This is a genomic window from Mesorhizobium prunaredense (assembly GCF_900156895.1).
In the GTDB taxonomy this organism is placed as follows: domain Bacteria; phylum Pseudomonadota; class Alphaproteobacteria; order Rhizobiales; family Rhizobiaceae; genus Mesorhizobium; species Mesorhizobium prunaredense.
Genome location: NZ_FTPD01000009.1, coordinates 21,965 through 43,921, shown reverse-complemented (window position 1 = coordinate 43,921; position 21,957 = coordinate 21,965). Strand labels below are relative to the sequence as shown.

General features: G+C 63.2%; 25 protein-coding genes. 15 read left to right on the top strand and 10 right to left on the bottom strand.

All coding sequences use genetic code 11. The features are described 5' to 3' along the window. Positions 1 to 20: 20 nt before the first annotated feature. Positions 21 to 494: a CYTH domain-containing protein gene (locus tag BQ8794_RS08980; RefSeq protein ID WP_077375842.1), complete on the top strand. Its 474-nt coding sequence runs from the start codon at positions 21 to 23 to the stop codon at positions 492 to 494. Then, a complete protein-coding gene (locus tag BQ8794_RS08975) occupies positions 491 to 1,438 on the top strand; it encodes a CHAD domain-containing protein (RefSeq protein ID WP_077375840.1) in 948 nt (315 codons plus the stop codon). The genes BQ8794_RS08980 and BQ8794_RS08975 overlap by 4 nt, the downstream gene beginning before the upstream one ends. 46 nt (positions 1,439 to 1,484) lie before the next feature. Here BQ8794_RS08975 and BQ8794_RS08970 read toward each other — a convergent pair whose 3' ends face one another. From BQ8794_RS08970 to BQ8794_RS08955, 4 genes are all read right to left on the bottom strand, one after another. Further along, on the bottom strand, positions 1,485 to 3,206 hold the full coding sequence (locus BQ8794_RS08970) for a SulP family inorganic anion transporter (RefSeq protein WP_077375837.1): 1,722 nt from the start codon (positions 3,204 to 3,206) through the stop codon (positions 1,485 to 1,487). 120 nt (positions 3,207 to 3,326) lie between these two features. Next, positions 3,327 to 3,596, bottom strand: a complete 270-nt coding sequence (locus BQ8794_RS08965) for a helix-turn-helix domain-containing protein (protein ID WP_077375834.1) — start codon at positions 3,594 to 3,596, stop codon at positions 3,327 to 3,329. A 195-nt stretch (positions 3,597 to 3,791) separates the two neighbouring features. Beyond that, entirely contained in the window at positions 3,792 to 4,493 is a 702-nt protein-coding gene (locus BQ8794_RS08960; protein WP_077375831.1) for a phosphatase PAP2 family protein, read from the bottom strand. 119 nt (positions 4,494 to 4,612) lie between these two features. Next, positions 4,613 to 4,951 carry a hypothetical protein gene (locus BQ8794_RS08955; RefSeq protein WP_077376061.1) on the bottom strand — a complete coding sequence of 113 codons (339 nt, stop codon included), beginning with the start codon at positions 4,949 to 4,951 and terminating at the stop codon, positions 4,613 to 4,615. 203 nt (positions 4,952 to 5,154) lie between these two features. Between BQ8794_RS08955 and BQ8794_RS08950 the strand changes: the two genes are divergently transcribed. After that, on the top strand, positions 5,155 to 7,158 hold the full coding sequence (locus tag BQ8794_RS08950) for a PhoX family protein (protein WP_077375828.1): 2,004 nt from the start codon (positions 5,155 to 5,157) through the stop codon (positions 7,156 to 7,158). Between the two features lie 114 nt (positions 7,159 to 7,272). On the opposite strand, the gene BQ8794_RS08945 is transcribed toward BQ8794_RS08950, so the two are convergent. Both BQ8794_RS08945 and BQ8794_RS08940 read right to left on the bottom strand, forming a co-directional pair. Beyond that, a complete protein-coding gene (locus BQ8794_RS08945) occupies positions 7,273 to 8,034 on the bottom strand; it encodes an ABC transporter permease (protein ID WP_077375824.1) in 762 nt (253 codons plus the stop codon). Continuing rightward, on the bottom strand, positions 8,031 to 8,957 hold the full coding sequence (locus BQ8794_RS08940; RefSeq protein WP_077375821.1) for an ABC transporter ATP-binding protein: 927 nt from the start codon (positions 8,955 to 8,957) through the stop codon (positions 8,031 to 8,033). Before BQ8794_RS08940 ends, BQ8794_RS08945 begins: the two co-directional genes overlap by 4 nt. On the opposite strand from BQ8794_RS08940, the gene BQ8794_RS34515 reads away from it, so the two are divergent. The 7 genes from BQ8794_RS34515 to BQ8794_RS08910 all read left to right on the top strand — a co-directional run bounded on the left by BQ8794_RS34515 (position 8,944) and on the right by BQ8794_RS08910 (position 14,621). Beyond that, positions 8,944 to 9,123: a hypothetical protein gene (locus tag BQ8794_RS34515; protein ID WP_143744499.1), complete on the top strand. Its 180-nt coding sequence runs from the start codon at positions 8,944 to 8,946 to the stop codon at positions 9,121 to 9,123. The two genes, BQ8794_RS08940 and BQ8794_RS34515, sit on opposite strands and share 14 nt — an antisense overlap. A 54-nt stretch (positions 9,124 to 9,177) precedes the next feature. Then, positions 9,178 to 10,536: a cytochrome ubiquinol oxidase subunit I gene (locus tag BQ8794_RS08935; RefSeq protein WP_077375818.1), complete on the top strand. Its 1,359-nt coding sequence runs from the start codon at positions 9,178 to 9,180 to the stop codon at positions 10,534 to 10,536. 10 nt (positions 10,537 to 10,546) lie between these two features. Beyond that, positions 10,547 to 11,551, top strand: a complete 1,005-nt coding sequence (locus BQ8794_RS08930; RefSeq protein ID WP_077375815.1) for a cytochrome d ubiquinol oxidase subunit II — start codon at positions 10,547 to 10,549, stop codon at positions 11,549 to 11,551. A gap of 214 nt (positions 11,552 to 11,765) precedes the next feature. Continuing rightward, on the top strand, positions 11,766 to 12,536 hold the full coding sequence (locus BQ8794_RS08925; RefSeq protein WP_143744503.1) for a transporter substrate-binding domain-containing protein: 771 nt from the start codon (positions 11,766 to 11,768) through the stop codon (positions 12,534 to 12,536). Between the two features lie 40 nt (positions 12,537 to 12,576). Continuing rightward, on the top strand, positions 12,577 to 13,248 hold the full coding sequence (locus BQ8794_RS08920; protein WP_077375812.1) for an amino acid ABC transporter permease: 672 nt from the start codon (positions 12,577 to 12,579) through the stop codon (positions 13,246 to 13,248). A gap of 10 nt (positions 13,249 to 13,258) precedes the next feature. Further along, positions 13,259 to 13,918, top strand: coding sequence for an amino acid ABC transporter permease (locus BQ8794_RS08915; RefSeq protein WP_077375810.1), 660 nt, complete (start codon positions 13,259 to 13,261; stop codon positions 13,916 to 13,918). Next, a complete protein-coding gene (locus BQ8794_RS08910; protein ID WP_027154711.1) occupies positions 13,896 to 14,621 on the top strand; it encodes an amino acid ABC transporter ATP-binding protein in 726 nt (241 codons plus the stop codon). The genes BQ8794_RS08915 and BQ8794_RS08910 overlap by 23 nt, the downstream gene beginning before the upstream one ends. Before the next feature lie 190 nt (positions 14,622 to 14,811). Here the strand turns inward: BQ8794_RS08910 and msrA are convergent, their stop codons facing one another. From msrA to BQ8794_RS36305, 4 genes are all read right to left on the bottom strand, one after another. Continuing rightward, positions 14,812 to 15,552, bottom strand: a complete 741-nt coding sequence (msrA, locus tag BQ8794_RS08905; RefSeq protein WP_077375807.1) for a peptide-methionine (S)-S-oxide reductase MsrA — start codon at positions 15,550 to 15,552, stop codon at positions 14,812 to 14,814. A gap of 110 nt (positions 15,553 to 15,662) precedes the next feature. Beyond that, positions 15,663 to 15,941, bottom strand: a complete 279-nt coding sequence (locus BQ8794_RS08900) for a hypothetical protein (RefSeq protein ID WP_077375805.1) — start codon at positions 15,939 to 15,941, stop codon at positions 15,663 to 15,665. Between the two features lie 128 nt (positions 15,942 to 16,069). Then, positions 16,070 to 16,591, bottom strand: coding sequence for a hypothetical protein (locus BQ8794_RS36310; protein WP_244554897.1), 522 nt, complete (start codon positions 16,589 to 16,591; stop codon positions 16,070 to 16,072). Next, complete coding sequence (locus BQ8794_RS36305) at positions 16,509 to 16,916, bottom strand: hypothetical protein (protein WP_244554896.1); 408 nt, start codon at positions 16,914 to 16,916, stop codon at positions 16,509 to 16,511. The genes BQ8794_RS36310 and BQ8794_RS36305 overlap by 83 nt, the downstream gene beginning before the upstream one ends. Positions 16,917 to 17,212: 296 nt before the next feature. On the opposite strand from BQ8794_RS36305, the gene lepA reads away from it, so the two are divergent. The 5 genes from lepA to BQ8794_RS08870 all read left to right on the top strand — a co-directional run bounded on the left by lepA (position 17,213) and on the right by BQ8794_RS08870 (position 21,873). Then, positions 17,213 to 19,018 (top strand): translation elongation factor 4, encoded by a 1,806-nt coding sequence (gene lepA, locus BQ8794_RS08890; protein WP_077375802.1) that lies wholly within the window; start codon positions 17,213 to 17,215, stop codon positions 19,016 to 19,018. A gap of 211 nt (positions 19,019 to 19,229) precedes the next feature. Beyond that, positions 19,230 to 19,910 (top strand): hypothetical protein, encoded by a 681-nt coding sequence (locus BQ8794_RS08885; RefSeq protein ID WP_077375799.1) that lies wholly within the window; start codon positions 19,230 to 19,232, stop codon positions 19,908 to 19,910. 207 nt (positions 19,911 to 20,117) lie between these two features. Then, a complete protein-coding gene (locus BQ8794_RS08880) occupies positions 20,118 to 20,633 on the top strand; it encodes a hypothetical protein (protein ID WP_077375796.1) in 516 nt (171 codons plus the stop codon). A gap of 7 nt (positions 20,634 to 20,640) precedes the next feature. After that, positions 20,641 to 21,150, top strand: coding sequence for a hypothetical protein (locus tag BQ8794_RS08875; RefSeq protein WP_077375793.1), 510 nt, complete (start codon positions 20,641 to 20,643; stop codon positions 21,148 to 21,150). 96 nt (positions 21,151 to 21,246) lie between these two features. Beyond that, on the top strand, positions 21,247 to 21,873 hold the full coding sequence (locus BQ8794_RS08870) for a CDGSH iron-sulfur domain-containing protein (protein WP_077375790.1): 627 nt from the start codon (positions 21,247 to 21,249) through the stop codon (positions 21,871 to 21,873). Positions 21,874 to 21,957 lie beyond the last annotated feature (84 nt).

Below are 21,957 nucleotides of genomic sequence, written 5' to 3'. Positions count from 1 at the left end.
ACGCGCTTTAGTGCGGAGCCATGGTCAAGGAAATCGAGCGCAAGTTCCTGGTCTCCGGCGATGGCTGGCGGGGTCTGGTCGAAGCGGACATCCGCATTCGCCAGTTCTATCTCGTTGCCGCGCCCGACCGCTCGGTCCGCGTGCGCATAAGCGACGGCGCCTCGGCAAAGCTGACGCTCAAATTCGGCAACAAGGCCCGCGAACGCGACGAATTCGAATATCCAATTGCTCTGGCGGAGGCGGAAGAGATGCTGGCCTTCGCCATCGGACGTGTCATCGAGAAGACACGTCACCATGTTAGGCACCGCGGCCATCTCTATGAAGTCGATGTCTTCGGCGGGATGCTTAGCGGCCTGGTGGTCGCCGAGCTTGAGACGCCGCAGGACGTGCAGGACGAAATGCTGCCAGATTGGCTCGGCCGCGAAGTCACCGGCGAGCACAGGTTCTACAACGCGTCGCTGGCCCTCGAAGGGATTCCGGAGATCGCCGCATGAGCTATCGCATCGATCCGCGCCTGCCGTTGACTGGCGAGGTCAGGCGCATCCTCGCTGAGGAGGTCGGCAAGGCGCTCGTCCATCTGGACGCGGCGCATGACAGGCCGGAGCAGGCGCTGCACAAATGCCGCAGGCGGCTGAAGAAGATACGTGCCTTGCTGCGCCTGGTCCGCCCCGGAGACGAAACATTTTGCAGTACCGAGAACCAATGCTACCGAGAGGTGGCTGCCCTGCTTGCCGAACCGCGCGAGGCGACCGCGCTGGTTGAAACCATCGACCGGCTGGCAAAAAACTTTCCCGAGCAAAGCGCTGGCGGCGGTCTCGATGCCGTTCGCGACACGCTGGTGGCGCGCCATCACGAATTGCATGGTGGAGCTGGCCTCGGTGGCGCGATAGCTGCCGCGACTGCCGCTTGCGAGGACGGCATCAGCCGCATCGATACGTTAGCCTTGCCCGACCTGCCCGAACAGGCCGCCGATGTGCTTGCCGAAGGCGCCCGCATCACTCTGCGTCGCGCCAGAAAGGCGCTGGACAAGGCGGGCTCCCGCGGTGACGCCGACGATTTCCACGATCTGCGCAAGGCGGCAAAGACTCACGGCATGCATCTGTCGCTGCTTGGAAGGCTGTGGCCGACGCCGATCAAGGCCCGCCGCAAGGCGGTCGACGAACTCGGCGAAAAGCTGGGCGAACTGCATGATGTATTCGTCTTGCGCACGCTTCTCGAGGCCCACGACCGGCCGCTCGGCTCTCCTCAGGAAACGCGACTGCTGAGCAAGCTGTTGACGCGCTCGGAGAAAAGCCTGAAAAAGACCTGTCTCGCGGCGGCAGCCGATCTGTTCGGCGACAGGCCCAGGCGCTCGACAAAAAAACTCGCGCGCAAGGCGCGCGCCGATCTGGCCGCCGCGCCGGACGAAGACGCCGGCGCGCCTGGCGCCGCTGCCTGACGCTTGCGTCGGTATCCGTCCGACATCGCTGACCATGAGGAGAGGTTTAGACCTCTCCCGGCGCGGCATTCTTCAACTGCGCTCGCGCGTCCCTGATCGAGGCGGCGTATGTCACCAGCGGCCGTTTGACGCCGTGGTTGATCAGCATGCGGCGTGTCTGCGGCGAAGCGCCTGATATGATGAAGCGCACGCCGGCGCGCCTCGCCTTGTGGGCAGCGCTCTCGATGACGTTGGCCGCCGTTGAATCGAAGAACGGCACGGCCGAGCAGTCGAGGATGAAGTTCTTGCGCTGGTCGGCGATGCGGTCCAGCACCGTGGCGACGGTCGAGGCGGCGCCGAAGAAGAAGGCGCCGGAAATCCGGTAGACGACGGTGTCGGCATCGCTGGCTTCGCTTGAATCGTATGCGCTGTCGGCGCCGGTTCTGTCGGCGACATCGTCCTGCACGAGTCCCTGATCCGGCTCAACCGCAATGCTCTTGGCCATGCGGTCGATGAACAGGATCGAGCCCAACGCGAAGCCGACGACGATGCCTTCGGTAAGATCGCGGAAGATGACGATCAGGAAGGTCGCCATCAGCACCAGCGCGTCGCCGCGCGAGGCACGCAGCAGCGTGGCAAAGGCCTGCTTCTCGAACATGTTCCAGCACACCACTGCCAGCACGCCGGCAAGGGCTGCAAGCGGGATGTAGCTGGCCAGCGGCGCCGCCACCAGCATCAGGGCAAGCAGGAGGGCCGAGTGGATCATGCCCGAAACCGGTCCATGCGCACCGGCCCGCACATTGGTCGCCGTGCGGGCTATGGTGCCGGTGGTGCAGATGCCGCCGAACAGGGCGGACGCGATGTTGGCGAAGCCTTGCGCCACGAGTTCGCAGTTGGAGCGGTGCCGCCTTCCTGTCATGCCGTCGGCGACCACCGCCGACAGCAGCGATTCGATTGCGCCGAGCAGCGCAAAGGCTAGGGCGTCTGGCAGGACGTCGATCATCCTGTCGAAGCTGATCGGCGGAAAGGCCGGCATTTGCAGGCTGCGCGGGATGCCGCCGAAGCGCGTGCCGATCGTTTCGGCAGGCAGCGAAAACAGCGCCACGACAAGCGACGTCAGACTGATCGCGATCAGCATGGCTGGCCATTTCGGCCGCCACCGTTTCATCAGGGCAATGGCGACGATGGTCAGCAGAGCGACGAAGGTGGCGGCGAGATTGATCGTGCCGGCCGCCTCGCCGATCGCCATCAGCTTCGGCACCAACGGTCCAGGTTCTTTGCCGGCGAGTTTTAGCCCGAACAACTCGACGATCTGGCCGGAGAAGATGATGATGGCGATGCCGGCGGTGAAGCCGACGGTCACCGGATAGGGAATGAACTTGATGTAGGTGCCAAGCCTGAGGTAGCCGATTACGAGCAGCAAGACGCCGGCCATCATCGTCGCCAGCAGCAAGCCGTCGACGCCAACCCGTGCCACGGTTGCCGCCATCAGCACGATAAAGGCGCCCGCCGGCCCGCCGATCTGGAAACGGCTGCCGCCCAGCGCCGAGACCAGGAAACCGCCAATGATGGAGGTGTAGAGCCCGCGCTCCGGAGACACGCCCGACGCGATCGCGATCGCCATCGACAGCGGCAGCGCCACGATGGCCACGGTCAGTCCGGCGATGGCATCGGCCTTGAAGTGCTCGGATGTGTAGCCCTCGCGCAGCACCGTCGCCAGCTTCGGCGTGAACAGTTCGGAAAATGTCGGCTGCGCCGGTTGATGAATTGCCCGCTGGGTTCGATCCATGGACTGCCTTCCGCTCCTGATGCATACCGCCAAAAAGTGCACAGCGGCCACGCATAAAACCAAGCAGGCGGCGGGATCGTCGGCAGGACTGTCGGCGGTCGCCGTCGCGACTCTGTCGACTCAGCCTGGCGGGTTCTGCGGCACGACCGGCTTGAGGCGCACCCCCCTGCCGCCGCGCTCGCTGGCCTGGTTCTCGCCGATCAGCTCCACGCCGGCCTCGTCGAGGGCCTGGACGACCTTCATCAGCGTATCGACCACGCCCCTGACCACGCCGTCGCTCGCTTCCATGCGCTGAATGGTTGGAAGCGAAACCCCGGCGCGCTCGGCGAGCGTCTTCTGATCGATGCCGGCCAGCGCCCTTGCGGCGCGCATCTGCGCGGCAGTGATCATCGGCTAAAAACCTCCGTCTGAGTCTGCATTCCCATGTATAATACCATCATTGTGATGGTTCAAGCATCAACATGCACATGTCAGACATGCACACGGCCGGTTGCATCCCTGGCGAGCCTGCGCCTGCTGGACCAGCACGCCCCAGCCGCCGCAACGTTGAGGAGATTAGGCGAATCGTCGTTCGGAACAGACGGTTCAGGCGCCGGCGGTCTGCCCGCGCCATCGCTGGAACGCCCATGCGACCAGCCAGCACAGCATCGCCCAGGCGAAGCCGGCGCACCAGCCGGCCAGCACGTCCGATGGCCAATGAACGCCGAGATAGACGCGGCTGATGCCGACCAGCAGTGTTGTCAGCACGGCAAGTGCCAGCACATATATCCTGGTCGTTCGCCCAGGCAGGAAACGCGACGCCATGCTGCCCAGCGTCAAATATGTCACCGCCGACAGCATCGCATGGCCGCTTGGAAACGAAAGCGTCGCCACGTCGGCGAGATGCGAGACCAGGTCGGGGCGCGGCCGATCGATTCCGAGCTTCAGCGTGCTCGACAGGGCCTGCCCGCCAGCCACCGCGATGAAGACCAGAAACGCTGCTCCCGGCTTGTGGATCAGCAGCAGATAGACGATCACCGCCACTGTGATCAGCCCGAGCACGATAGCGCTGCCGAGGCTGGTAATGTCGCGCATCGCCCCTTCCAGCCATGGCGGTCCGATCGGATTGTCGGGCTGGCCCGCTTCACGGAAGGCGAGCATGATTTCCGTGTCGAAGGCGTGCGGCGTGGTGTCTCGCGCCACCTCCATCAGTTCCTCGAACCCCCACAGTCCGCCGGCGATGACCAGTCCGGCCAGCAGCACCGGGAACTCGATCCAGTTGAGCAGCTTGTTTGCGGTATTCTTCATCGGGCCAATCGTCCTACAGCGCCGCGCGTCCTTTTGGACGCGCAAAGGACGCTGTGGCACTTTGATTTGGCGCATGATCCTTTCCGAAAATCGATTCCGATTTTCGGGGTCATGCGCAACTACAGTTTTTGCAGATAGGGTCCGAGCGTGATCAGCGCCACCGCTGCGACGGCGAGCACGATGCCGGTCGCCTGCAACGAATTGACGCGCTCGCCGAAGAACACCAGTGCCACTACGTTCACCGACACCAGTTGGATCACCGCCGACAGGCTGAACGACACCGACATGCCGAATTCACGGATCAGCCTCAGCATGATCAGATTGCCCAGCGAATAGAGCGCCAGAGTCAGAACGATCTTGCCGAGGCTCGGCGCCAGTCCCCATTGCTTGGCCGCCGTCGCCGCCAGCAGGAAGATCACCGTCGAAATGCCGAGCTGCCCCAGTCCCCAGAAACTCACTTTTTTGCCCCTCTCGATGCGGCCCTTCCCGCGCATGTTGCAGACCTTGTTTCCGAAGCATCGGCCGCGGTCAAGCCGGGCTGACCGGGGACACGAAAATCAGAGCGAAAATTAGCCGGCGCGTCATCATTCTGTGATCTGCCGCCTATACGGGGTCAATCAAGTAAAATGCTCCAGCCACTCCAAGAAGCCAGAGGCAGCCCATGACCGAACATCGCTCCCCCGACACCCGATTCCGCACCAGCCTGCTCGAGGAAAACGACGGCCCGGCCACCAATCTCACCGACAACCGCACCATGGGCGAGATCATCGCCGCGCGGTTTTCGCGCCGCGGCTTCCTTAAGGGATCGCTGGCCGTCTCGGCCATCGCCGCCACCGTCAGCCCGCTGGCGCTGATCACCGCCGACAATGCCCGCGCCGGCGGCGGCTCAGCCTTCACCTTCGATGAGCTCGAAGCCGGCATCGACGACAAGCATCACGTGGCACCTGGTTATGATGCTGACGTACTGCTGCGCTGGGGCGATCCGCTGTTTGCCGACTCGCCGGAGTTCGATCCGACGAAGCAGTCGGCCGAAGCTCAGGCAAAGCTGTTCGGCTACAACAATGACTATGTCGGCTATATCCCGATCGACGGCTCGGCCGAGCACGGCCTGCTCGTGGTCAACCACGAATACACCAATCCGCATCTGATGTTCCCGGGCATTGTCAAAGTCGTCGAGAAGGACGGCAAGAAAGAGCTCGAAGTCGCACCGCTCAGCAAGGATCAGGTCGATGTCGAGATGGCGGCACACGGCGGCACCGTCGTCGAGATCCGCAAGGAAGCGGGCAAATGGCAGGTGGTGCGCGACGGCAAGCTCAATCGCCGCATCACCGCCAACACCGAGATGGCACTGTCCGGCCCCGTCGCCGGCCACGACCGGGTCAAGACCAGTGCCGATCCGACCGGCACGAAGGTCTTCGGCACCATCAACAATTGTGCCGGCGGCGTCACGCCCTGGGGCACCTACGTCATGGCCGAGGAAAACATACACGGCTATTTCTCGGGCGAGCTGCAGGAAGGCCACAAGGAAGCCGCCAACTACAAGCGCCTGGGGATTCCCGAAGGCTCCTATGAATGGGCTGCCCATTACGACCGCTTCGACATCGGCAAGGAGCCGAACGAGCCGAATCGCTTCGGCTGGGTTGTTGAGGTCGACGTCAACGATCCGACCTCGGTGCCGAGGAAGCGCACTGCCATGGGCCGCTTCAAGCATGAGGGCGCTGAATCGATCGTCGCCGAGGATGGCCGCGTCGTCTTCTATCTCGGCGACGACGAGCGCTTCGACTATGTCTACAAATTCGTCACGGCCGGCAAGTTCAACGCCGAGGACCGCGCCGCCAACATGGATCTTCTCGACGACGGCACGCTCTACGTCGCCAAATTCGCCGAAGACGGTACCCTGGAATGGCTGCCGCTGGTTCACGGCCAGGGCCCGTTGACCGCCGAAAACGGCTTTGCCAGCCAGGCCGACGTGCTGATCGGGACAAGGCTTGCCGCCGATCTTCTCGGCGCCACCAAGATGGACCGCCCCGAGGATATTCAGCCCAACCCGACGACCGGCAAGGTCTACGTCATGCTGACCAACAATTCGAAGCGCAAGACGGAGCAGGTCGACGCCGCCAACCCGCGCGCCGAAAACGCCTTCGGCCACATCGTCGAGATTGTCGAGGACGGTGGCGATTTCACTGCCACCAAGGGCAAGTGGGAAATCATGTTGAAATGCGGCGATCCCTCGGTGGCCGAAGTCGGCGCTACTTTCTCGACCGCAACGACCGCCAATGGCTGGTTCGGCATGCCTGACAATTGCGCCATCGATGCGGCCGGCCGGCTCTGGGTCTCGACCGACGGCCAGGGCCCGAAGGCGACCGGCCGCACCGATGGCCTGTGGGCGGTCGACACCGAAGGCGACGCGCGGGCGACCTCGAAGCTGTTCTTCCGCGTGCCGATCGGCGCCGAACTCTGCGGTCCGCTGTTCACGCCCGACGACCAGACCGCCTTCGTCGCGGTCCAGCATCCGGCCGATGGCGGCGAGGACTGGGAGGCTTTTGGCCGTCCCTCCTACTATGAGGACCTATCGACCCGCTGGCCCGACTTCAAGCCCGACATGCCGGTGCGGCCGTCGGTCGTCGCCATCACCAAACAGGGCGGTGGCAAGATCGCGGTCTAGGTCATCTCGCTCCAGGGTGGTCCAGGCCGATAGATTGTGAAGAAGGGGTTTCGGCGCGACCGAAGCCCCTTCTTTCATGTTCCATGCCCGATTGCTCAGCGTTCTGTAAGTCGGTCAGTTCCGCAGCCGGTAGCCGGTCCTGAAGATCCACGCGACGATCGCTATGCAGATAAGCAGGAAAACCACGGTCATGCCGAGGCTGATGCCGATCGAGACGTCGGACTTGCCGTAGAAACTCCAGCGAAAGCCGCTGACCAGATAAAGGACAGGGTTGAACAGCGTCACCGTGCGCCAGGTGCCGGGCAGCATGTCGATCGAATAGAAGCTGCCGCCAAGGAAGGTAAGCGGCGTGATGATCAGCAGCGGCACCAGCTGCAACTGCTCGAAGCTCTTCGCCCAGATGCCGATGATGAACCCGAACAGGCTGAAGGTCACCGCCGTCAGCACCAGGAAGGAGAGCATCCAGAACGGATGCTCGATGGTCAGCGGTACGAACAGCGACGCGGTCCCCAGGATGATCAGGCCGAGTATGATCGACTTGGTCGCCGCGCCCCCGACATAAGCGATGATGATCTCCAGATAGGACACCGGCGCCGACAGCAGCTCGTAGATCGAGCCGACAAATTTCGGGAAATAGATGGCGAAGGAGGCGTTGGAGATCGACTGCGTCAGCAGCGACAGCATGATCAGCCCCGGCACGATAAAGGCGCCGTAGCTGATGCCGTCGATCTCGGTGATGCGCGAGCCGATGGCCGAGCCGAAGACGACGAAATAGAGCGATGTCGAGATGACCGGCGAGACGATGCTCTGCAGCACGGTCCGAAAAGCGCGCGCCATCTCCATCTTGTAGATCGCCCAGACTGCTCGCGGGTTCATGCGCCCTTCCTCACCAGGTTGACGAAGATCTCCTCGAGCGAGCTGTTTTGCGTGTCGATATCGCGGAACTGGACGCCGGCCGTCTCAAGGTCGCGGAGCAGCGAGGCGACGCCCGGCCGTTCGCTCTGGTTGTCATAGGTGTAGGTCAGTCGATCACCGTCCGGCGAAAGCTCCAGCGCGTAGCGCGACAACGTCTCGGGTATGGTGGCGAGCGGACTGCGCAATTCCAGCAACAGCCGCTTGCGGCCGAGCGTGCGCATCAGTTGCACCTTGTCCTCAACCAGCACGATCTCACCGCGATTGATGACGCCGACGCGGTCGGCCATCGCCTCGGCCTCCTCGATATAGTGCGTGGTCAGGATGATGGTGACGCCATCCTCGCGCAGCCGGCGCACCATCGCCCACATGTCCTGACGCAGCTCGACGTCGACGCCGGCTGTCGGCTCGTCGAGGAACAGCACCCTCGGTTCGTGCGACAGCGCCTTGGCGATCATCAGCCGCCGCTTCATGCCGCCGGACAGGGTGATCGCCTTGGCGTCCTTCTTGTCCCACAACGACAGGTCGCGCAGCACTTTCTCGACGAAGGCGTGGTTGGCCGGCTTGCCGAACAGGCCGCGGCTGTAGTTGACCGTCGCCCACACGCTCTCGAACGCGTCGATGGTCAGTTCCTGCGGCACCAGCCCGATGAGGCTGCGTGCGGCACGATAATCCCGGCTGATGTCGTGGCCGTCCACGCTGACCGTGCCCGACGAGCGGTTGACGATTCCGCAGACGATCGAGATCAGCGTCGTCTTGCCGGCGCCGTTCGGCCCGAGCAGCGCAAAAATCTCGCCGCGCTCGATATCGAGGTTGATCTCCTTCAGCGCTTTGAAACCGGTGGCGTAGGTCTTGGTGACCCCGGAAATGGAAATGATCGATGGCATGGCTGAAAAACGGCTGCTTGAAAGGAGGTCTGTTGATTTTAGTCCGCTGAATGTCGGTGCGCGCAGCCGGAAGTCAATGGCACTCCTGACAGTTCTGAACATCGGCGCATCCACTGCTGCCGCAGTCCTGCGGCGTTCCGCCTCGCGTGACGCCACGCCGCTTTGACCGCCTGGCGCATCCGGCCTATCTTCCCTGACATAGCAGCAGCCGGAGCCCACCATGGACCCGCTCATCCTTTCGCGCATCCAGTTCGGCGCCAACATCTCATTCCATATCCTGTTTCCGGCTATCACCATTGCGCTTGGCTGGATGCTGCTGTTCTTCAAGCTTCGCTACAACGCCACCGGCGATACCGCCTGGATGCGCGCCTATTTCACCTGGGTGAAGGTGTTCGCGCTGTCCTTTGCCATGGGCGTGGTTTCGGGCGTCACCATGAGCTTCCAGTTCGGCACCAACTGGCCGGGCTACATGGAGACCGTCGGCAACATCGCCGGCCCGCTGCTCGCCTATGAGATACTCACCGCCTTCTTCCTCGAGGCGGCGTTCCTCGGCATCATGCTGTTCGGCTTCCGCCGCGTCTCCAACCGCATCCACACGCTGGCAACCGTGCTGGTGGCCGGCGGCACCACCCTGTCCGCCTTCTGGATCATCGCGCTCAATTCATGGATGCAGACGCCGGTCGGCTTCGAGATGCGCGACGGCGTAGCCCACGCGACCGACTGGTGGGCGATCGTCTTCAACCCGTCCATGCCCTACCGGCTCGTCCACATGCTGCTTGCCTCAAGCCTGACGGTTTCGTTCCTGATCGCCGGCCTGTCGGCGCTGCGCTATCTCTATGGCGACCGTTCGGAATCGATGTGGAAGGCCTTGCGCACCGGTGTCTTCACCGCGGCGATCCTGATCCCCATCCAGATCTTCGCCGGCGACCAGCATGGCCTCAACACGCTCGAACATCAGCCGCAGAAGATCGCCGCCATGGAGGCCAACTGGAACACCGGCCCCAACGTGCCGCTGGTGCTTTTCGCGCTTCCCGACGAGGCGGCAAGGGAGAACAAATTCGAGCTCACCATCCCCGATGGCGCCAGCCTCATCCTCAGGCACAGTGCCAGCGGCGTCGTGCCGGGGCTGAACGACTATGCCGGCAACCACCCGCCGGTGTTCCCGGTGTTCTGGGCTTTTCGCATCATGGTCGGCACCGGCGTCCTGATGCTCGTCGTCTCCTGGTCGGCCGCCTTTTTCCTCAAGCGGCGGCACAGCCTGCCGAGACCGCTGGCGCTGGTGATGGTGCCGATGGCGCTGTCCGGCTGGCTGGCGACGCTGGCCGGCTGGTACACCACCGAGATCGGCCGCCAACCGTGGCTGGTCACCGGCGTGCTGAGGACTGTCGATGCCGTCGGCCCGGTCGCCGGCAGCCAGGTCGCGCTGTCGCTTGCGGTCTATCTCATCCTCTATGCGCTGCTTCTGATCGCCTATCTCGGCGTGCTGGTCTATCTGGCGCTGAAGGCGGCGAAGGACGGCGATACCTCGCCGCTGCCGGGCGTTCTCGACGCGCCGCTGTCGCAGCCGGCGGCGAAATAGGAGAACGGCGATGACCCTCGACTGGCCGACATTGCTTCCCCTCATCTTTGCCGGCCTGATGGGCCTGGCCATCCTGATCTACGTCATCCTCGACGGCTTCGATCTCGGTATCGGCATCCTGTTCGCAGCCGCCGAGGACGCCGAGCAGGACACGATGATCGCGGCAATAGGCCCGTTCTGGGACGCCAACGAGACCTGGCTGGTGCTGGCCGTCGGCCTGCTGCTGGTCGCCTTTCCGCTGGCGCACGGCACCATCCTCACCGCACTCTACATTCCGGTCTTCCTGCTCCTTGTCGGCCTGATCCTGCGCGGCGTTGCCTTCGATTTCCGGGCCAAGGTGCCGGCCGGTCACAAGCATCGCTGGAACCGCATCTTCTTCCTGGGCTCGATCATCGCTTCGCTGGCGCAGGGCTACATGCTGGGGATCTATGTGCTGGGCCTTGATGTTGGCCTCGGCGGCATGGCCTTCGGCGCGCTGGTGGCGCTCTGCCTTGCCGCCGCCTATGCGGCGATGGGCGCGGCCTGGGTCATCTACAAGACGGAAGGCGAATTGCAGAAGAAGGCGGTGCTCTGGCTGCGCCGGGCGCTGGTGCTGACCGCGCTCGGCATGGTCGCCGTCTCGCTGGCCACGCCGCTCGCCAGTCCGCGCATCTTCGACAAATGGTTCGTCTGGCCGGCCATGCTCTATTTGTCGCCGCTGCCGGTCCTGTCGGCGGTGCTGTTCGCATGGCTGTGGCGGCAGACCTTCCATCTGCCTAAGGCCGACGACCGCCATGCGCTGACGCCGTTCTTGACGCTGGCCGCCATCTTTACGCTGGGCTTTGCCGGCCTCGCCTGGTCGTTCTATCCCTTCGTCGTGCCCGACAGGCTGACCATCTGGCAGGCGGCGTCCGCGCCGGAAAGCCTCGCCATCATCCTGGCCGGCACGGTGGTGGTGCTGCCGATCATCATTTTCTATTCGTTCTATGCCTACCGCGTCTTCGGCGGCAAGGCGACGGATCTGACTTACGACTGACGGGTTAACCGCCGAACTGCACAATATTTCGGCAGCCTGCTGGTCGGGCGGCATCGGCCCGTGAAGACTGCCTTGCCAATCCCACCTTGCCAATCCGCCGGGAAAGTCCGATTCGCAGCAATTTCGATGGTTTGGCATGTCTGTTGCTTTGCCCTGGCGACCAATTGGTTTTGTCCAGTCAAAGGGAAAGATAATGAACCGTCGCAATGTCTGCATGCTGGCCTTCGCCGCCGCCGTTGGAATGGCCATGGCTTCGTCTCCGCAGGCGCAGGCTGACGCCTTGAGCGACATCGCGGCTCGGGGCACCGTCCGCATCGCCGTTCCACAGGATTTCCCGCCCTTCGGCAGCGTCGGCGCCGACATGACGCCGCAAGGCTACGACGTCGACATCGCCAATCTGATTGGCGAAAAGCTTGGCGCCAAGGTCGAGATCGTCCCGGTCACCAGCGCCAACCGCATTCCCTATCTCCAGACCAACAAGGTCGACCTGGTCATTTCCAGCCTCGGCAAGAATCCCGATCGCGAGAAGGTCATCGATTTTTCCGAAGCCTATGCTCCGTTCTACAACGGCGTATTCGCTCCGGCAGACGTCGCGGTCGCAAAAGCGGAAGACCTCGCCGGCAAGACCATTGGCGTCACCCGCGGCGCGATCGAAGATCTCGAACTGACCAAGGTTGTGCCGGCGAGCGTCGAGATCAAGCGCTACGAAGACAATAACGGCACGATTTCCGCTTTCCTTTCGGGCCAGGTCGAGGTGATCGCGACCGGGAATGTCGTCGCCGCCGCCATCCTCGAAAAGAACCCGCCCAAGCGGCCGGAGCTGAAGTTCCTGATCAAGAACTCGCCTTGCTACATCGGCATGAACAAGCAGCAGCCGGCGTTGATGGCCAAGATCAACGGCATCATCGCCGCCGCCAGATCCGATGGCGCCCTCAACGCGATTTCGCAAAAATGGCTGAAGGTGGATCTGCCGGCTGACCTGTGATCGCCGCCCGCCGCGTGTGGCTGAGGTCGGATAGCAAGCCATGACCTATCAGCTCGATTTCGGCTGGCTGATCGGTTCTCTGCCGGTGCTGCTCAAGGGCATCCGGATCACCGTGCAGCTCATCCTGATCGGCGCGGTGTTCGGCGTGGCATTGGGCATTTCCTGCGCCTGGGTGCGGGCGCTGGGGCCGAAATGGCTAAAACCCGTCGTCGCGACCTATGTCGAGCTGATCCGCAACACGCCCTTCCTCATCCAGCTGTTCTTCATCTTCTTCGGCCTGCCGTCGCTTGGCATCAGGATGTCCGAACTGACCGCCGCCAACCTCGCCATGATCGTCAACCTCGGCGCCTACAGCTGCGAGATCATCCGCGCCGGCATCCAGGCCACGCCGCGCGGCCAGTTCGAGGCCGGCGCCAGCCTCGCCATGACCCCGCTCCAGACCTTCTGGCACGTGGTTCTGGTCCCGGCGCTGCAGCGCATCTGGCCTGCGCTGTCGTCGCAGATCGTCATCGTCATGCTGGGTTCGGCCGTCGTTTCGCAGATTGCCGCCGAGGATCTGACCTTCGCCGCCAATTTTATCCAGTCGCGCAATTTCAGGGCCTTCGAAACCTACATCGTCTCCACCTTGATCTACCTGGTCCTCGCCTCCCTGCTGCGCCAGCTGCTGGCCAGCCTGGGCTGGATGCTGTTCCCGAGGAAGGCGTCGCGATGAGACAGGCGTCATGACCGAGTTCAGCTTCTGGGACATCCTGCGCAACCTGCTTCTGGCCGCCCGCTGGACCGTTGTCCTCTCGCTGGTCTCCTTCATCGGCGGCGGCATCGTCGGTGCGGCCCTGCTTTTCCTGCGCATCGGCGGCCGGCGTTGGCCGCGGCTTTTGTCACGCGGCTACATCCAGCTGTTCCAGGGCACGCCGCTCCTGATGCAGCTCTTTCTGGCTTTCTTCGGGCTTGGCCTGTTCGGCATCGACGTTCCCGCCTGGCTTGCCGCCTGTGTCGCGCTCATCCTGTGGACCGCAGCCTTCCTCGCCGAAATCTGGCGCGGTTGCGTCGAGAGCATTGCCAAGGGTCAATGGGAGGCGTCAGCCAGCCTCGGCATGGGTTATCTCCAGCAGATGCGCTACGTCATCCTGCCGCAGGCGCTGAAAGTGGCGGTACCGCCGACCGTCGGCTTCTCGGTGCAGGTGGTGAAGGGCACCGCGCTCACCTCGATCATCGGCTTCGTCGAACTGTCGAAGGCCGGTTCGATCGTCACCAACGCGACGTTCCAGCCGTTCACCGTCTATGGCCTGGTCGCGCTCATCTACTTTGCCTTGTGCTGGCCGCTGTCGAAATCCAGCCAGCTCCTGGAAAGGAAGCTCAATGTCGCTCATCGCAATCACTGAGGTGAAGAAGCGCTTCGGCGACAACGAGGTGCTGAAGGGGATTTCCATCGACGTCGCGCCGGGCGAGGTCGTCGCCATCATCGGCAAGAGCGGTTCGGGCAAGTCGACGCTGCTGCGCTGCATCAACGGGCTGGAGACCATCGATGAAGGCTCGATCGTCGTCGCCGGCGCCCAGTTCCTGCCCGACGAGGTGCATCTCAAGGCCCTGCGCCTGAAGGTCGGCATGATTTTTCAGCAATTCAACCTGTTCCCGCATCTCACCGCCGGCGGCAATGTTATGCTGTCGCAGATGGTGGTGAAGAAGACGCCGAAGAAGGACGCCGAAGCGGTCGCGCGAAAAATGCTCGACCGCGTCGGTCTCGCCCACAAGTTCGATGCGTTGCCGGACGAATTGTCCGGCGGCCAGCAGCAGCGCGTGGCGATCGCCCGGGCGCTCGCCATGCAGCCCATCGCGCTGCTATGCGACGAGATCACCTCGGCGCTCGATCCCGAACTCGTCGCCGAGGTGCTGGCCGTCGTCAAGGAATTGGCGGCGGAAGGCATGACGCTGGTGATGGTCACCCACGAGATGCGCTTTGCCCGCGACGTCTGCTCGCGCGTCGTCTTCATGCATCAGGGCCGCGTCCACGAGATCGGCGCCCCCGAGGACGTTTTTTCCAATCCCAGGACGCCGGAGCTCCGGCAGTTTCTGGGCGTGCAATAAGGTGTTGATATTCAGGCGATGCCGGCCTGCAAACGGCGGCTTCCTGCGCTTGCCGATATTCGCGTACCCGAAAGTACGCTCCGTTCCGGTTCTCGGAATCCGCCATTTTTCGGCGCGGCCTGACCTGTACCTCACCACACCTTACGCCGACATGCGTCCATTAGGACGCACCAGGTACACTGGCAAAAGATCAGCTCTTGTTGGCAGCCAGCACCAGCACCGGCTTGTCGCTGTAGAGGTCTGGGAATAGCGTTTTCAAATTCTCGACCTTGGGCAGGTCGTTGTAGACGATGTAGGGATAGGTCGGGTTCAGCGTCAAAAAGTCCTGGTGGTAGTCCTCGGCCGGATAGAATTTTTTCCCCGTCTCCAGCGTGGTCACGATCGGCTCCGGAAACACCTTGGCCTTGTCGAGATGGGCGATATAGCTCTCGGCGATCTTCTTCTGCGCGTCGCTTTCGGCAAAGATCGTCGAACGGTATTGCGGGCCGCGGTCCGGACCCTGGTAGTTCAGCTGCGTCGGGTTGTGCGCGACCGAGAAATACACCTGCAGCAACTGGCCGTAAGTGACTTTGGACGGCTCGTAGATGATCTCGACGGCCTCGGCGTGCCCGGTCCGGCCAGTGCCGACCGTCTCGTAGACGGCGGTGTCCTTGTTGCCGCCGGCATAGCCGGAGACGGCGCTGGTCACGCCCTTGACGTGCTGGAACACGCCTTGCACGCCCCAGAAGCAGCCGCCGGCGAAGATCGCCCTGGCGGTGCCGGCGGCGGGTTTCTCGTCCATCGCCGGTGGCGGGATCACCACCGCCTCCTCGGCCGAGATCGCCGGCGTCTGCCACAAGGCGGCGCCGGCCGCCGCGAGCATCAGCGCCGCAAGCGCGCCACAGGCGACGTTGGTCAATCGTTTGGCGGCGGTTCTTTCAATGCCGGTCATCTCTGATCTCCCCTGCATGAGGTTTCGACTATACGACAGATAGGTTCGTCGCGGTTTCACATTGCCGTGCGGGCGTGTGCATCGGCGGCCCGACCCGTTCCGGACGTGGCCTACTTGGCCGTGCCCATTGCGTCGCAGGACTTGGTCGCCTCGTCCTTCTTCATCGCGTCGGTTTCCATGGCAGCCTTGTCCATGCAGCCCTTCAGCTTTTCGACCGCCATCGGATCCGCGGGCTTCATCGCGTCGGTCGCCGGCTTCATGGCGTTCGTCGCCATCGCATCGGCCGGCTTCATTGCATCTTCGGCGCGCGCAATGCCGCCGGCAAAAAGCGCGGTCAAGCAAAGCGCGAAGGCGAGTGCCGGCAAGGCCAGGCGGGTGAATGTGGTCATGATGGACTCCCAGGGTTGGTGGCGCGCCGGAATGGCGATCACATCAGCTCTTCGCCGCCGCCTGGGCCTTCGTTACAGCCATCACCGCTTCGTGATCGCCCACCTCCGCCCGTTCTCGAATTGGCCCACTAAGAACGCCGCCCGGTGGCGGGCGGCGTTGTGAATGCATTTCTTCGATTAAGGTCGAGCGTTAGCGCCGTTCCCCGCACCGCGGTGAAGATGTCCACTTTCTCGCCGTTCACGACTTCAACGCCGTCGATGTCCAACCGGTTTGATGTGCTTGCGTCATTCGACTTGAGTCTGGGTGGCTGAGCCGACGGCACATCCATCTGCAGAAAAAGTGAATCCATAAGGCTGACGTCGATCACCGCGCCGGCGCCGTTCGCGGGATACATGGTGTTGGTGCAGGTGGTCAGGTATTTCTTGTTGCCGCTAACCTGTGTGATCGCCCCGGTTGGCAGGTTATTGAAATTCTGCACGGTCTTGGTCGTGCATTTTTGTTCCTGGACCTTCGTCTCCGTCGCTCCATTGACCGTATAGACCGTCGACGTGCCGTAGCCTTTCGGATCACCAAAGTTGTTGTAGACATAGGTGATCTTCATCAACGGGTTGACAGCCGTCTCGGTGAATTTCGTGCCGTAGAGCGACACCGTCTTGTTCCAATGGCCCCGACACCTTTTGGACCTTGAACGTGGTCTGCACCAGTGTCGGCCTCTTGCGCACCGCCGAAGCGACGCCGATCTGTACGGTATCGACGCGGGCGATCTGCATGAAGTTCGTCGGCATGGCAAAGCTGACCGAAGCATTGATGCTGGCGGCGCCGTCGGCGGCGGCGACGAAGCCGTCGAGCTTGGCGGTGCCTTGACCGCTATTGGCCGCAAACGACTCCTGCAGTTTCACCTGACGGTCCGCCAATGACGTGCTTGTCGGCAGCGTCGTGATCGACAGGGTCGCGGCATCGAGCGCATTCTGCATCGAGCCCTTGGTCGCAATGGCCGCGTTATAGTCGACCGAGAGGCCTAGGGCGGCACACATCGGGATAAGCATAATGGCGAGTATCGGCGCTAAGGAGCCGCTCTCGGAACTGAGAAAATGGCTTCCGGACTGTGGCATTTCGTGTTCCTCAAACGGTCACAGGTCGTGGCCTGTCACGCAGGGCGCGAAATATGCCCTAATCTGATGGAGCAGAGTTTAACGACGTTGCGCCGCCGGCGGCTCATGCGGCGCCCGGCCGCTTGCCCGGGCAAGCTGCCCCTGCTAAAGCGCCCGACATGACCACGCCGATCAAGAACATCCGCAATTTCTCCATCGTCGCCCATATCGACCATGGCAAATCCACGCTTGCCGACCGTCTGATCCAGCTGACCGGCGGGCTGGAGCTGCGCGACATGAAGGAGCAGGTGCTGGACTCGATGGATATCGAGCGCGAGCGCGGCATCACCATCAAGGCGCAGACCGTGCGGCTGAAATACCACGCCAACAATGGCGAGGACTATATCCTCAATCTGATCGACACGCCCGGCCATGTCGACTTCGCCTATGAAGTGTCGCGGTCGCTGGCCGCCTGCGAGGGCTCGCTGCTGGTTGTCGATGCCTCGCAAGGCGTCGAGGCGCAGACATTGGCCAATGTCTATCAGGCCATCGACAACAACCACGAGATCGTCGTGGTGCTGAACAAGGTCGACCTGCCGGCCGCCGAGCCCGAGCGCATCCGCGAGCAGGTCGAGGAGGTGATCGGCATCGACGCCTCCAACGCCGTGCTGATCTCGGCCAAGACCGGGCTGGGCATTCCCGATGTGCTGGAGGCGATCGTCAACGATTTGCCGCCGCCGCGCGAGGGCGACATTGCTGCCCCGCTCAAGGCGATGCTGGTCGACAGCTGGTACGACGCCTATCTCGGCGTCATCGTGCTGGTCCGCATCATCGACGGCGTGCTGAAGAAGGGCCAGACCATTCGCATGATGGGCACCGGCGCCAAGTACCTGGTCGAGCGCACCGGCGTCTTCACCCCGGCCCGCATCAATGTCGACGAGCTCGGCCCCGGCGAGTTCGGCTTCTTCACCGGCTCGATCAAGGAAGTCGCCGACACCCGCGTCGGCGATACCATCACCGAGGACAAGCGCCAGACGGAGCAGGCGCTGCCCGGCTTCAAGCCGGCGCAGCCGGTGGTGTTCTGCGGCCTTTTCCCGGTCGACGCCGCCGATTTCGAGGATTTGCGCGCCGCAGTCGGCAAGCTGCGCCTAAACGACGCGTCTTTCTCATACGAAATGGAAACCAGCGCCGCGCTCGGCTTCGGCTATCGCTGCGGCTTCCTCGGCCTGCTGCACCTCGAAATCATCCAGGAGCGGCTGGAGCGCGAGTTCAACCTCGACCTCATCGCCACGGCGCCGTCGGTCGTCTACCGCTTGGCTTTGAACGACGGCACGACGAAGGAATTGCACAACCCGGCCGACATGCCCGACGTGGTCAAGATCCAGGCCATCGAGGAGCCATGGATCCGCGCCACCATCCTCACGCCGGACGAGTATCTCGGCGGCATCCTAAAACTCTGCCAGGACCGGCGCGGCATCCAGGCCGATCTGTCCTATGTCGGCAAGCGCGCCATGCTCACCTACGACCTGCCGCTCAACGAGGTCGTCTTCGACTTTTACGACCGGCTGAAGTCGATCTCCAAGGGCTACGCCTCTTTCGACTATCATTTGACCGACTATCGCGAGGGCGACCTGGTGAAAATGTCGATCCTGGTCAATGAGGAGCCGGTCGACGCGCTGTCGATGCTGGTCCACCGCACGGCGGCGGAAAAGCGCGGCCGGCAGATGTGCGAAAAGCTGAAGGAGCTGATCCCGCACCATCTGTTCAAGATCCCGATCCAGGCGGCGATCGGCGGCAAGGTCATCGCCCGCGAAACCATCTCGGCGCTGCGCAAGGACGTCACCGCCAAATGCTACGGCGGCGACGTCTCGCGCAAGCGCAAGCTGCTCGACAAGCAGAAAGAGGGCAAGAAACGGATGCGCCAGTTCGGCAAGGTGGATATCCCGCAGGAGGCGTTTATCCAGGCGCTGAAGATGGGGGATTGAGGAGCCAATTGGCGCGCAGCGTGCCAAGCTATCGATCCGGTGGATCGCTGGCAGGCTTCGACAGCGGGGGAGCTGCCGGAAGCAGCAGGCCCCCGGGCCAGCGCGGCGCTGAAGCTGCACGGCGGAGAACGGGTGTAACGACCCAGTCGCCATTGCGTTTTCCACCCCCGATTGTATCTTTGCCTCGGGTCTTTGGGGAAAATCGCCTTTCATGCGCAAATATGTGGTTCCGTTCCTTTCGCTTTTTCTCGATTTCATCTGGATCAACGCCGTTGTAGGTCTGGCTATCTATCTAGTGCCATCACTACCGGAAACTGCGTTTGGCGGACCTTTGCCGTGGTCGGCGCAAATCGTCATCTCCCTGGTCTTGCTCTCGATTAGTCGCCTGCTGAACCTCTCGCTCGGTGAGTATCTGCTCTCCTACGCTGTCGCTGAATGGGAAGCCGGCGTGCGGCTTCGCCAATGGCCAAACCTCCTCCTTGGGACGGTCGGAGTCCTGTCCGGCGTCAACGAGCTGGTGCGCGGGACCGAGCCTGGCACCGGAGTGCCGTTCCTTTTCATGGTCGAGGAAACACCGCTCAAGATGGTCGCGATAACGGTCTATGGAGCGCTCTTTGGTTTGGGAGGCATCATGTTGCTGAGGTTCGCAACCGGTGCAAAGCTGCTCAATGGTGCCTTGCTGGCGAGCGGCGTCTTCGTCATGGCGGTCAACATACTATTTTATCATGACGCAATGGTCGCTGCGATCATCGCGCGCAACGAAAACCAGGGCAGGTTGATCACCTTGGAAGCAGCAGAACGAGCCGTGGCGCTTTCGCCATATGGTTTCGTATTGCTGGGCGTCATGGCCGCGATCCTGTACTTTTGCCGGGAGCGCCCGGCGGCGCCGTGACCCGCAAGCGCGACCTGTTTGCCAGGCAGAAAGAGGAGCGCGTGCGGCAGTTCAAGGTGGATATCCCGCAGGAGGCGTTTATCCAGGCGCTGGCGATGGGGGAATGAGTGGGCTGCGCCCGAAGAGGTGAGAGCCGAAGGCCATTAAAGCCAACGATTGGAGAACGCCCTGTCCTGAAGTATCCTTGGGTTTGGAAGGGAGGTCCCAATGCGTTCCAGCCCTTTGGATATCGTCGCTGCGATTGGCCTCGCCATCGGTGGCGCCTTTGGCCTAGCCGGCACCTTCGTGGAGAGCGCGGAACTGCGCGAAACACTCTGGACGATCGACGGCGTCGCGCTCGTGGTCGCAGCCGCTCTGTTGACGATGAAGTATCAGCGGCAAGGCAACGACTGCGTGGCGGCCGGATTTTTGACCTTCGTTGCCGGCGAGAGCCTGCTGCTATCAGGCAATGCGGCAGGCCTCGAGGCCAGCGTTCCCTCCTATGCCGGCGGCATCTCGCTCTGGGCGGCATCGCTTGTCATGGTCAGCGCGCCGAAAACCTTCGCTTTGTGGATGCGCCTGACCGCTGTCGTGGCCGCCGTGCTGTTCACCGTGTCGGCGGGCATGATCCTCTGGGGCGCGCCCTTGCTGCCGACCTCGTCGCCCTTGCCCGTTGCCGGATATCCGTTTCTGGTCCTCACATTCATCGGCTGGATCTGGACCCTGCTGAAGCCCGGCCGATGAGTGGCCCATGTCTTCGCCCGTCGAAATCCGCAACAGCCCCACCGGAAAGATCTTTCCCGCGCTCGGGCCGCTCCTGATCGCTGCGATCTTCGGCTTCTTCGCGCTGAAGGGGCTTGCGTCAGGCGCCCCGGGCCAAGGGCTGTTCCTGGTGGTGGTGCTGGCGCTTGGCTGCCTGGGGCTTGGTCTGTTCCTGGCGCGCGGCGCGTTCGACACCGGCGTCCAGGTGGTGCTCGACGCCAGCGGCTTTCGTGACCGGCGCGGCGGCGACGTGCTGGTGCCCTGGGAGAAGGTGCGCAGCGCCCACCTCACCTCCGGCAAAGGCGCGGCGATGATCAGCTTCGAACTGACCGAGCCGCCTCCCGATGCGATCAGATATGCGCCGGCCAATGCGCTCGGCCGCTTGCTGCCCTTCGGCAAGAACATCGTCCATATGGAGATATCCTCGCTCGACATCACCGGCGCCGACATGATCGCGGCGATCCGGCGGCTCGCGCCACATGTGGCGGTGTTGAGGTAGGCGCTCCCCTTCCCTTTGTGGGAGAAGGTGGATCGGCGCGCAGCTTGACGCCGTCCGGGCCACCGCCATAGCGTAGTCCGATAGGAGACCCCACCCATGGCAGGCACGGTCGAAGGCGAAAAAATCGATGTCGGGTTTTCCGGCCGGCGCTGCATCCATTCGCGCAATTGCGTGCTGGGCGATCCGCATGTCTTCGAGCCCAACGCGCCCGGCCAGTGGATCCATCCCGAGGCGGCCAGCGTCGAGAAGATCGTGGCGATCGCCGAAAGCTGCCCGTCTGGCGCCATCACCTACGTCAGGAAGGATGGCGGCCCGCAGGAGAAGCCGCCGATGGTCAACACCGTGCGGCTCAGGGAAAACGGCCCGCTGGCGGTGCATGCCGAGATCGTGCTCGGCGGCGAGACGTTCTTCCGCGCCACGCTCTGCCGCTGCGGCGCGTCCGAGAACAAGCCGTTCTGCGACGGCAGCCACAGCAAGGCAGGCTTCGCCGCCACCGGCGAGCCGCCGCTGAAGGACACGCCGGCGCTGGAGGCGCGCAATGGCCCGCTGACGGTGACGCCGACGACCAACGGCCCGCTCAAGCTCGAGGGCAATGTCGAGATCGTCACCGGCACCGGCCACACGGTCGACCGCACGCAACGCACCTTCCTCTGCCGCTGCGGCCATTCGGCCAACAAGCCGTTCTGTGATGGCAGCCACAAGCGCGTGGGTTTTGTGGGGTAGGCGGCAAAGGTCGCGATCCGTCACACCCCCCTCTGTCCTGCCGGCCATCTCCCCCTCAAGGGGGGAGATTGGCAGCTCTTGGCC

What these genes read in the sequence shown, in the direction of transcription:
- BQ8794_RS08980 (WP_077375842.1), top strand. Translation starts at nt 21, where the DNA reads ATGGTCAAGGAAATCGAGCGCAAGTTCCTGGTCTCCGGCGATGGCTGG.
- BQ8794_RS08975 (WP_077375840.1), top strand. Translation starts at nt 491, where the DNA reads ATGAGCTATCGCATCGATCCGCGCCTGCCGTTGACTGGCGAGGTCAGG.
- BQ8794_RS08970 (WP_077375837.1), bottom strand. Translation starts at nt 3,206, where the DNA reads ATGGATCGAACCCAGCGGGCAATTCATCAACCGGCGCAGCCGACATTT.
- BQ8794_RS08965 (WP_077375834.1), bottom strand. Translation starts at nt 3,596, where the DNA reads ATGATCACTGCCGCGCAGATGCGCGCCGCAAGGGCGCTGGCCGGCATC.
- BQ8794_RS08960 (WP_077375831.1), bottom strand. Translation starts at nt 4,493, where the DNA reads ATGAAGAATACCGCAAACAAGCTGCTCAACTGGATCGAGTTCCCGGTG.
- BQ8794_RS08950 (WP_077375828.1), top strand. Translation starts at nt 5,155, where the DNA reads ATGACCGAACATCGCTCCCCCGACACCCGATTCCGCACCAGCCTGCTC.
- BQ8794_RS08945 (WP_077375824.1), bottom strand. Translation starts at nt 8,034, where the DNA reads ATGAACCCGCGAGCAGTCTGGGCGATCTACAAGATGGAGATGGCGCGC.
- BQ8794_RS34515 (WP_143744499.1), top strand. Translation starts at nt 8,944, where the DNA reads ATGATCGATGGCATGGCTGAAAAACGGCTGCTTGAAAGGAGGTCTGTT.
- BQ8794_RS08940 (WP_077375821.1), bottom strand. Translation starts at nt 8,957, where the DNA reads ATGCCATCGATCATTTCCATTTCCGGGGTCACCAAGACCTACGCCACC.
- BQ8794_RS08935 (WP_077375818.1), top strand. Translation starts at nt 9,178, where the DNA reads ATGGACCCGCTCATCCTTTCGCGCATCCAGTTCGGCGCCAACATCTCA.
- BQ8794_RS08930 (WP_077375815.1), top strand. Translation starts at nt 10,547, where the DNA reads ATGACCCTCGACTGGCCGACATTGCTTCCCCTCATCTTTGCCGGCCTG.
- BQ8794_RS08925 (WP_143744503.1), top strand. Translation starts at nt 11,766, where the DNA reads ATGCTGGCCTTCGCCGCCGCCGTTGGAATGGCCATGGCTTCGTCTCCG.
- BQ8794_RS08920 (WP_077375812.1), top strand. Translation starts at nt 12,577, where the DNA reads ATGACCTATCAGCTCGATTTCGGCTGGCTGATCGGTTCTCTGCCGGTG.
- BQ8794_RS08915 (WP_077375810.1), top strand. Translation starts at nt 13,259, where the DNA reads ATGACCGAGTTCAGCTTCTGGGACATCCTGCGCAACCTGCTTCTGGCC.
- BQ8794_RS08910 (WP_027154711.1), top strand. Translation starts at nt 13,896, where the DNA reads ATGTCGCTCATCGCAATCACTGAGGTGAAGAAGCGCTTCGGCGACAAC.
- msrA (WP_077375807.1), bottom strand. Translation starts at nt 15,552, where the DNA reads ATGACCGGCATTGAAAGAACCGCCGCCAAACGATTGACCAACGTCGCC.
- BQ8794_RS08900 (WP_077375805.1), bottom strand. Translation starts at nt 15,941, where the DNA reads ATGACCACATTCACCCGCCTGGCCTTGCCGGCACTCGCCTTCGCGCTT.
- BQ8794_RS36305 (WP_244554896.1), bottom strand. Translation starts at nt 16,916, where the DNA reads ATGCAGAATGCGCTCGATGCCGCGACCCTGTCGATCACGACGCTGCCG.
- lepA (WP_077375802.1), top strand. Translation starts at nt 17,213, where the DNA reads ATGACCACGCCGATCAAGAACATCCGCAATTTCTCCATCGTCGCCCAT.
- BQ8794_RS08885 (WP_077375799.1), top strand. Translation starts at nt 19,230, where the DNA reads ATGCGCAAATATGTGGTTCCGTTCCTTTCGCTTTTTCTCGATTTCATC.
- BQ8794_RS08880 (WP_077375796.1), top strand. Translation starts at nt 20,118, where the DNA reads ATGCGTTCCAGCCCTTTGGATATCGTCGCTGCGATTGGCCTCGCCATC.
- BQ8794_RS08875 (WP_077375793.1), top strand. Translation starts at nt 20,641, where the DNA reads ATGTCTTCGCCCGTCGAAATCCGCAACAGCCCCACCGGAAAGATCTTT.
- BQ8794_RS08870 (WP_077375790.1), top strand. Translation starts at nt 21,247, where the DNA reads ATGGCAGGCACGGTCGAAGGCGAAAAAATCGATGTCGGGTTTTCCGGC.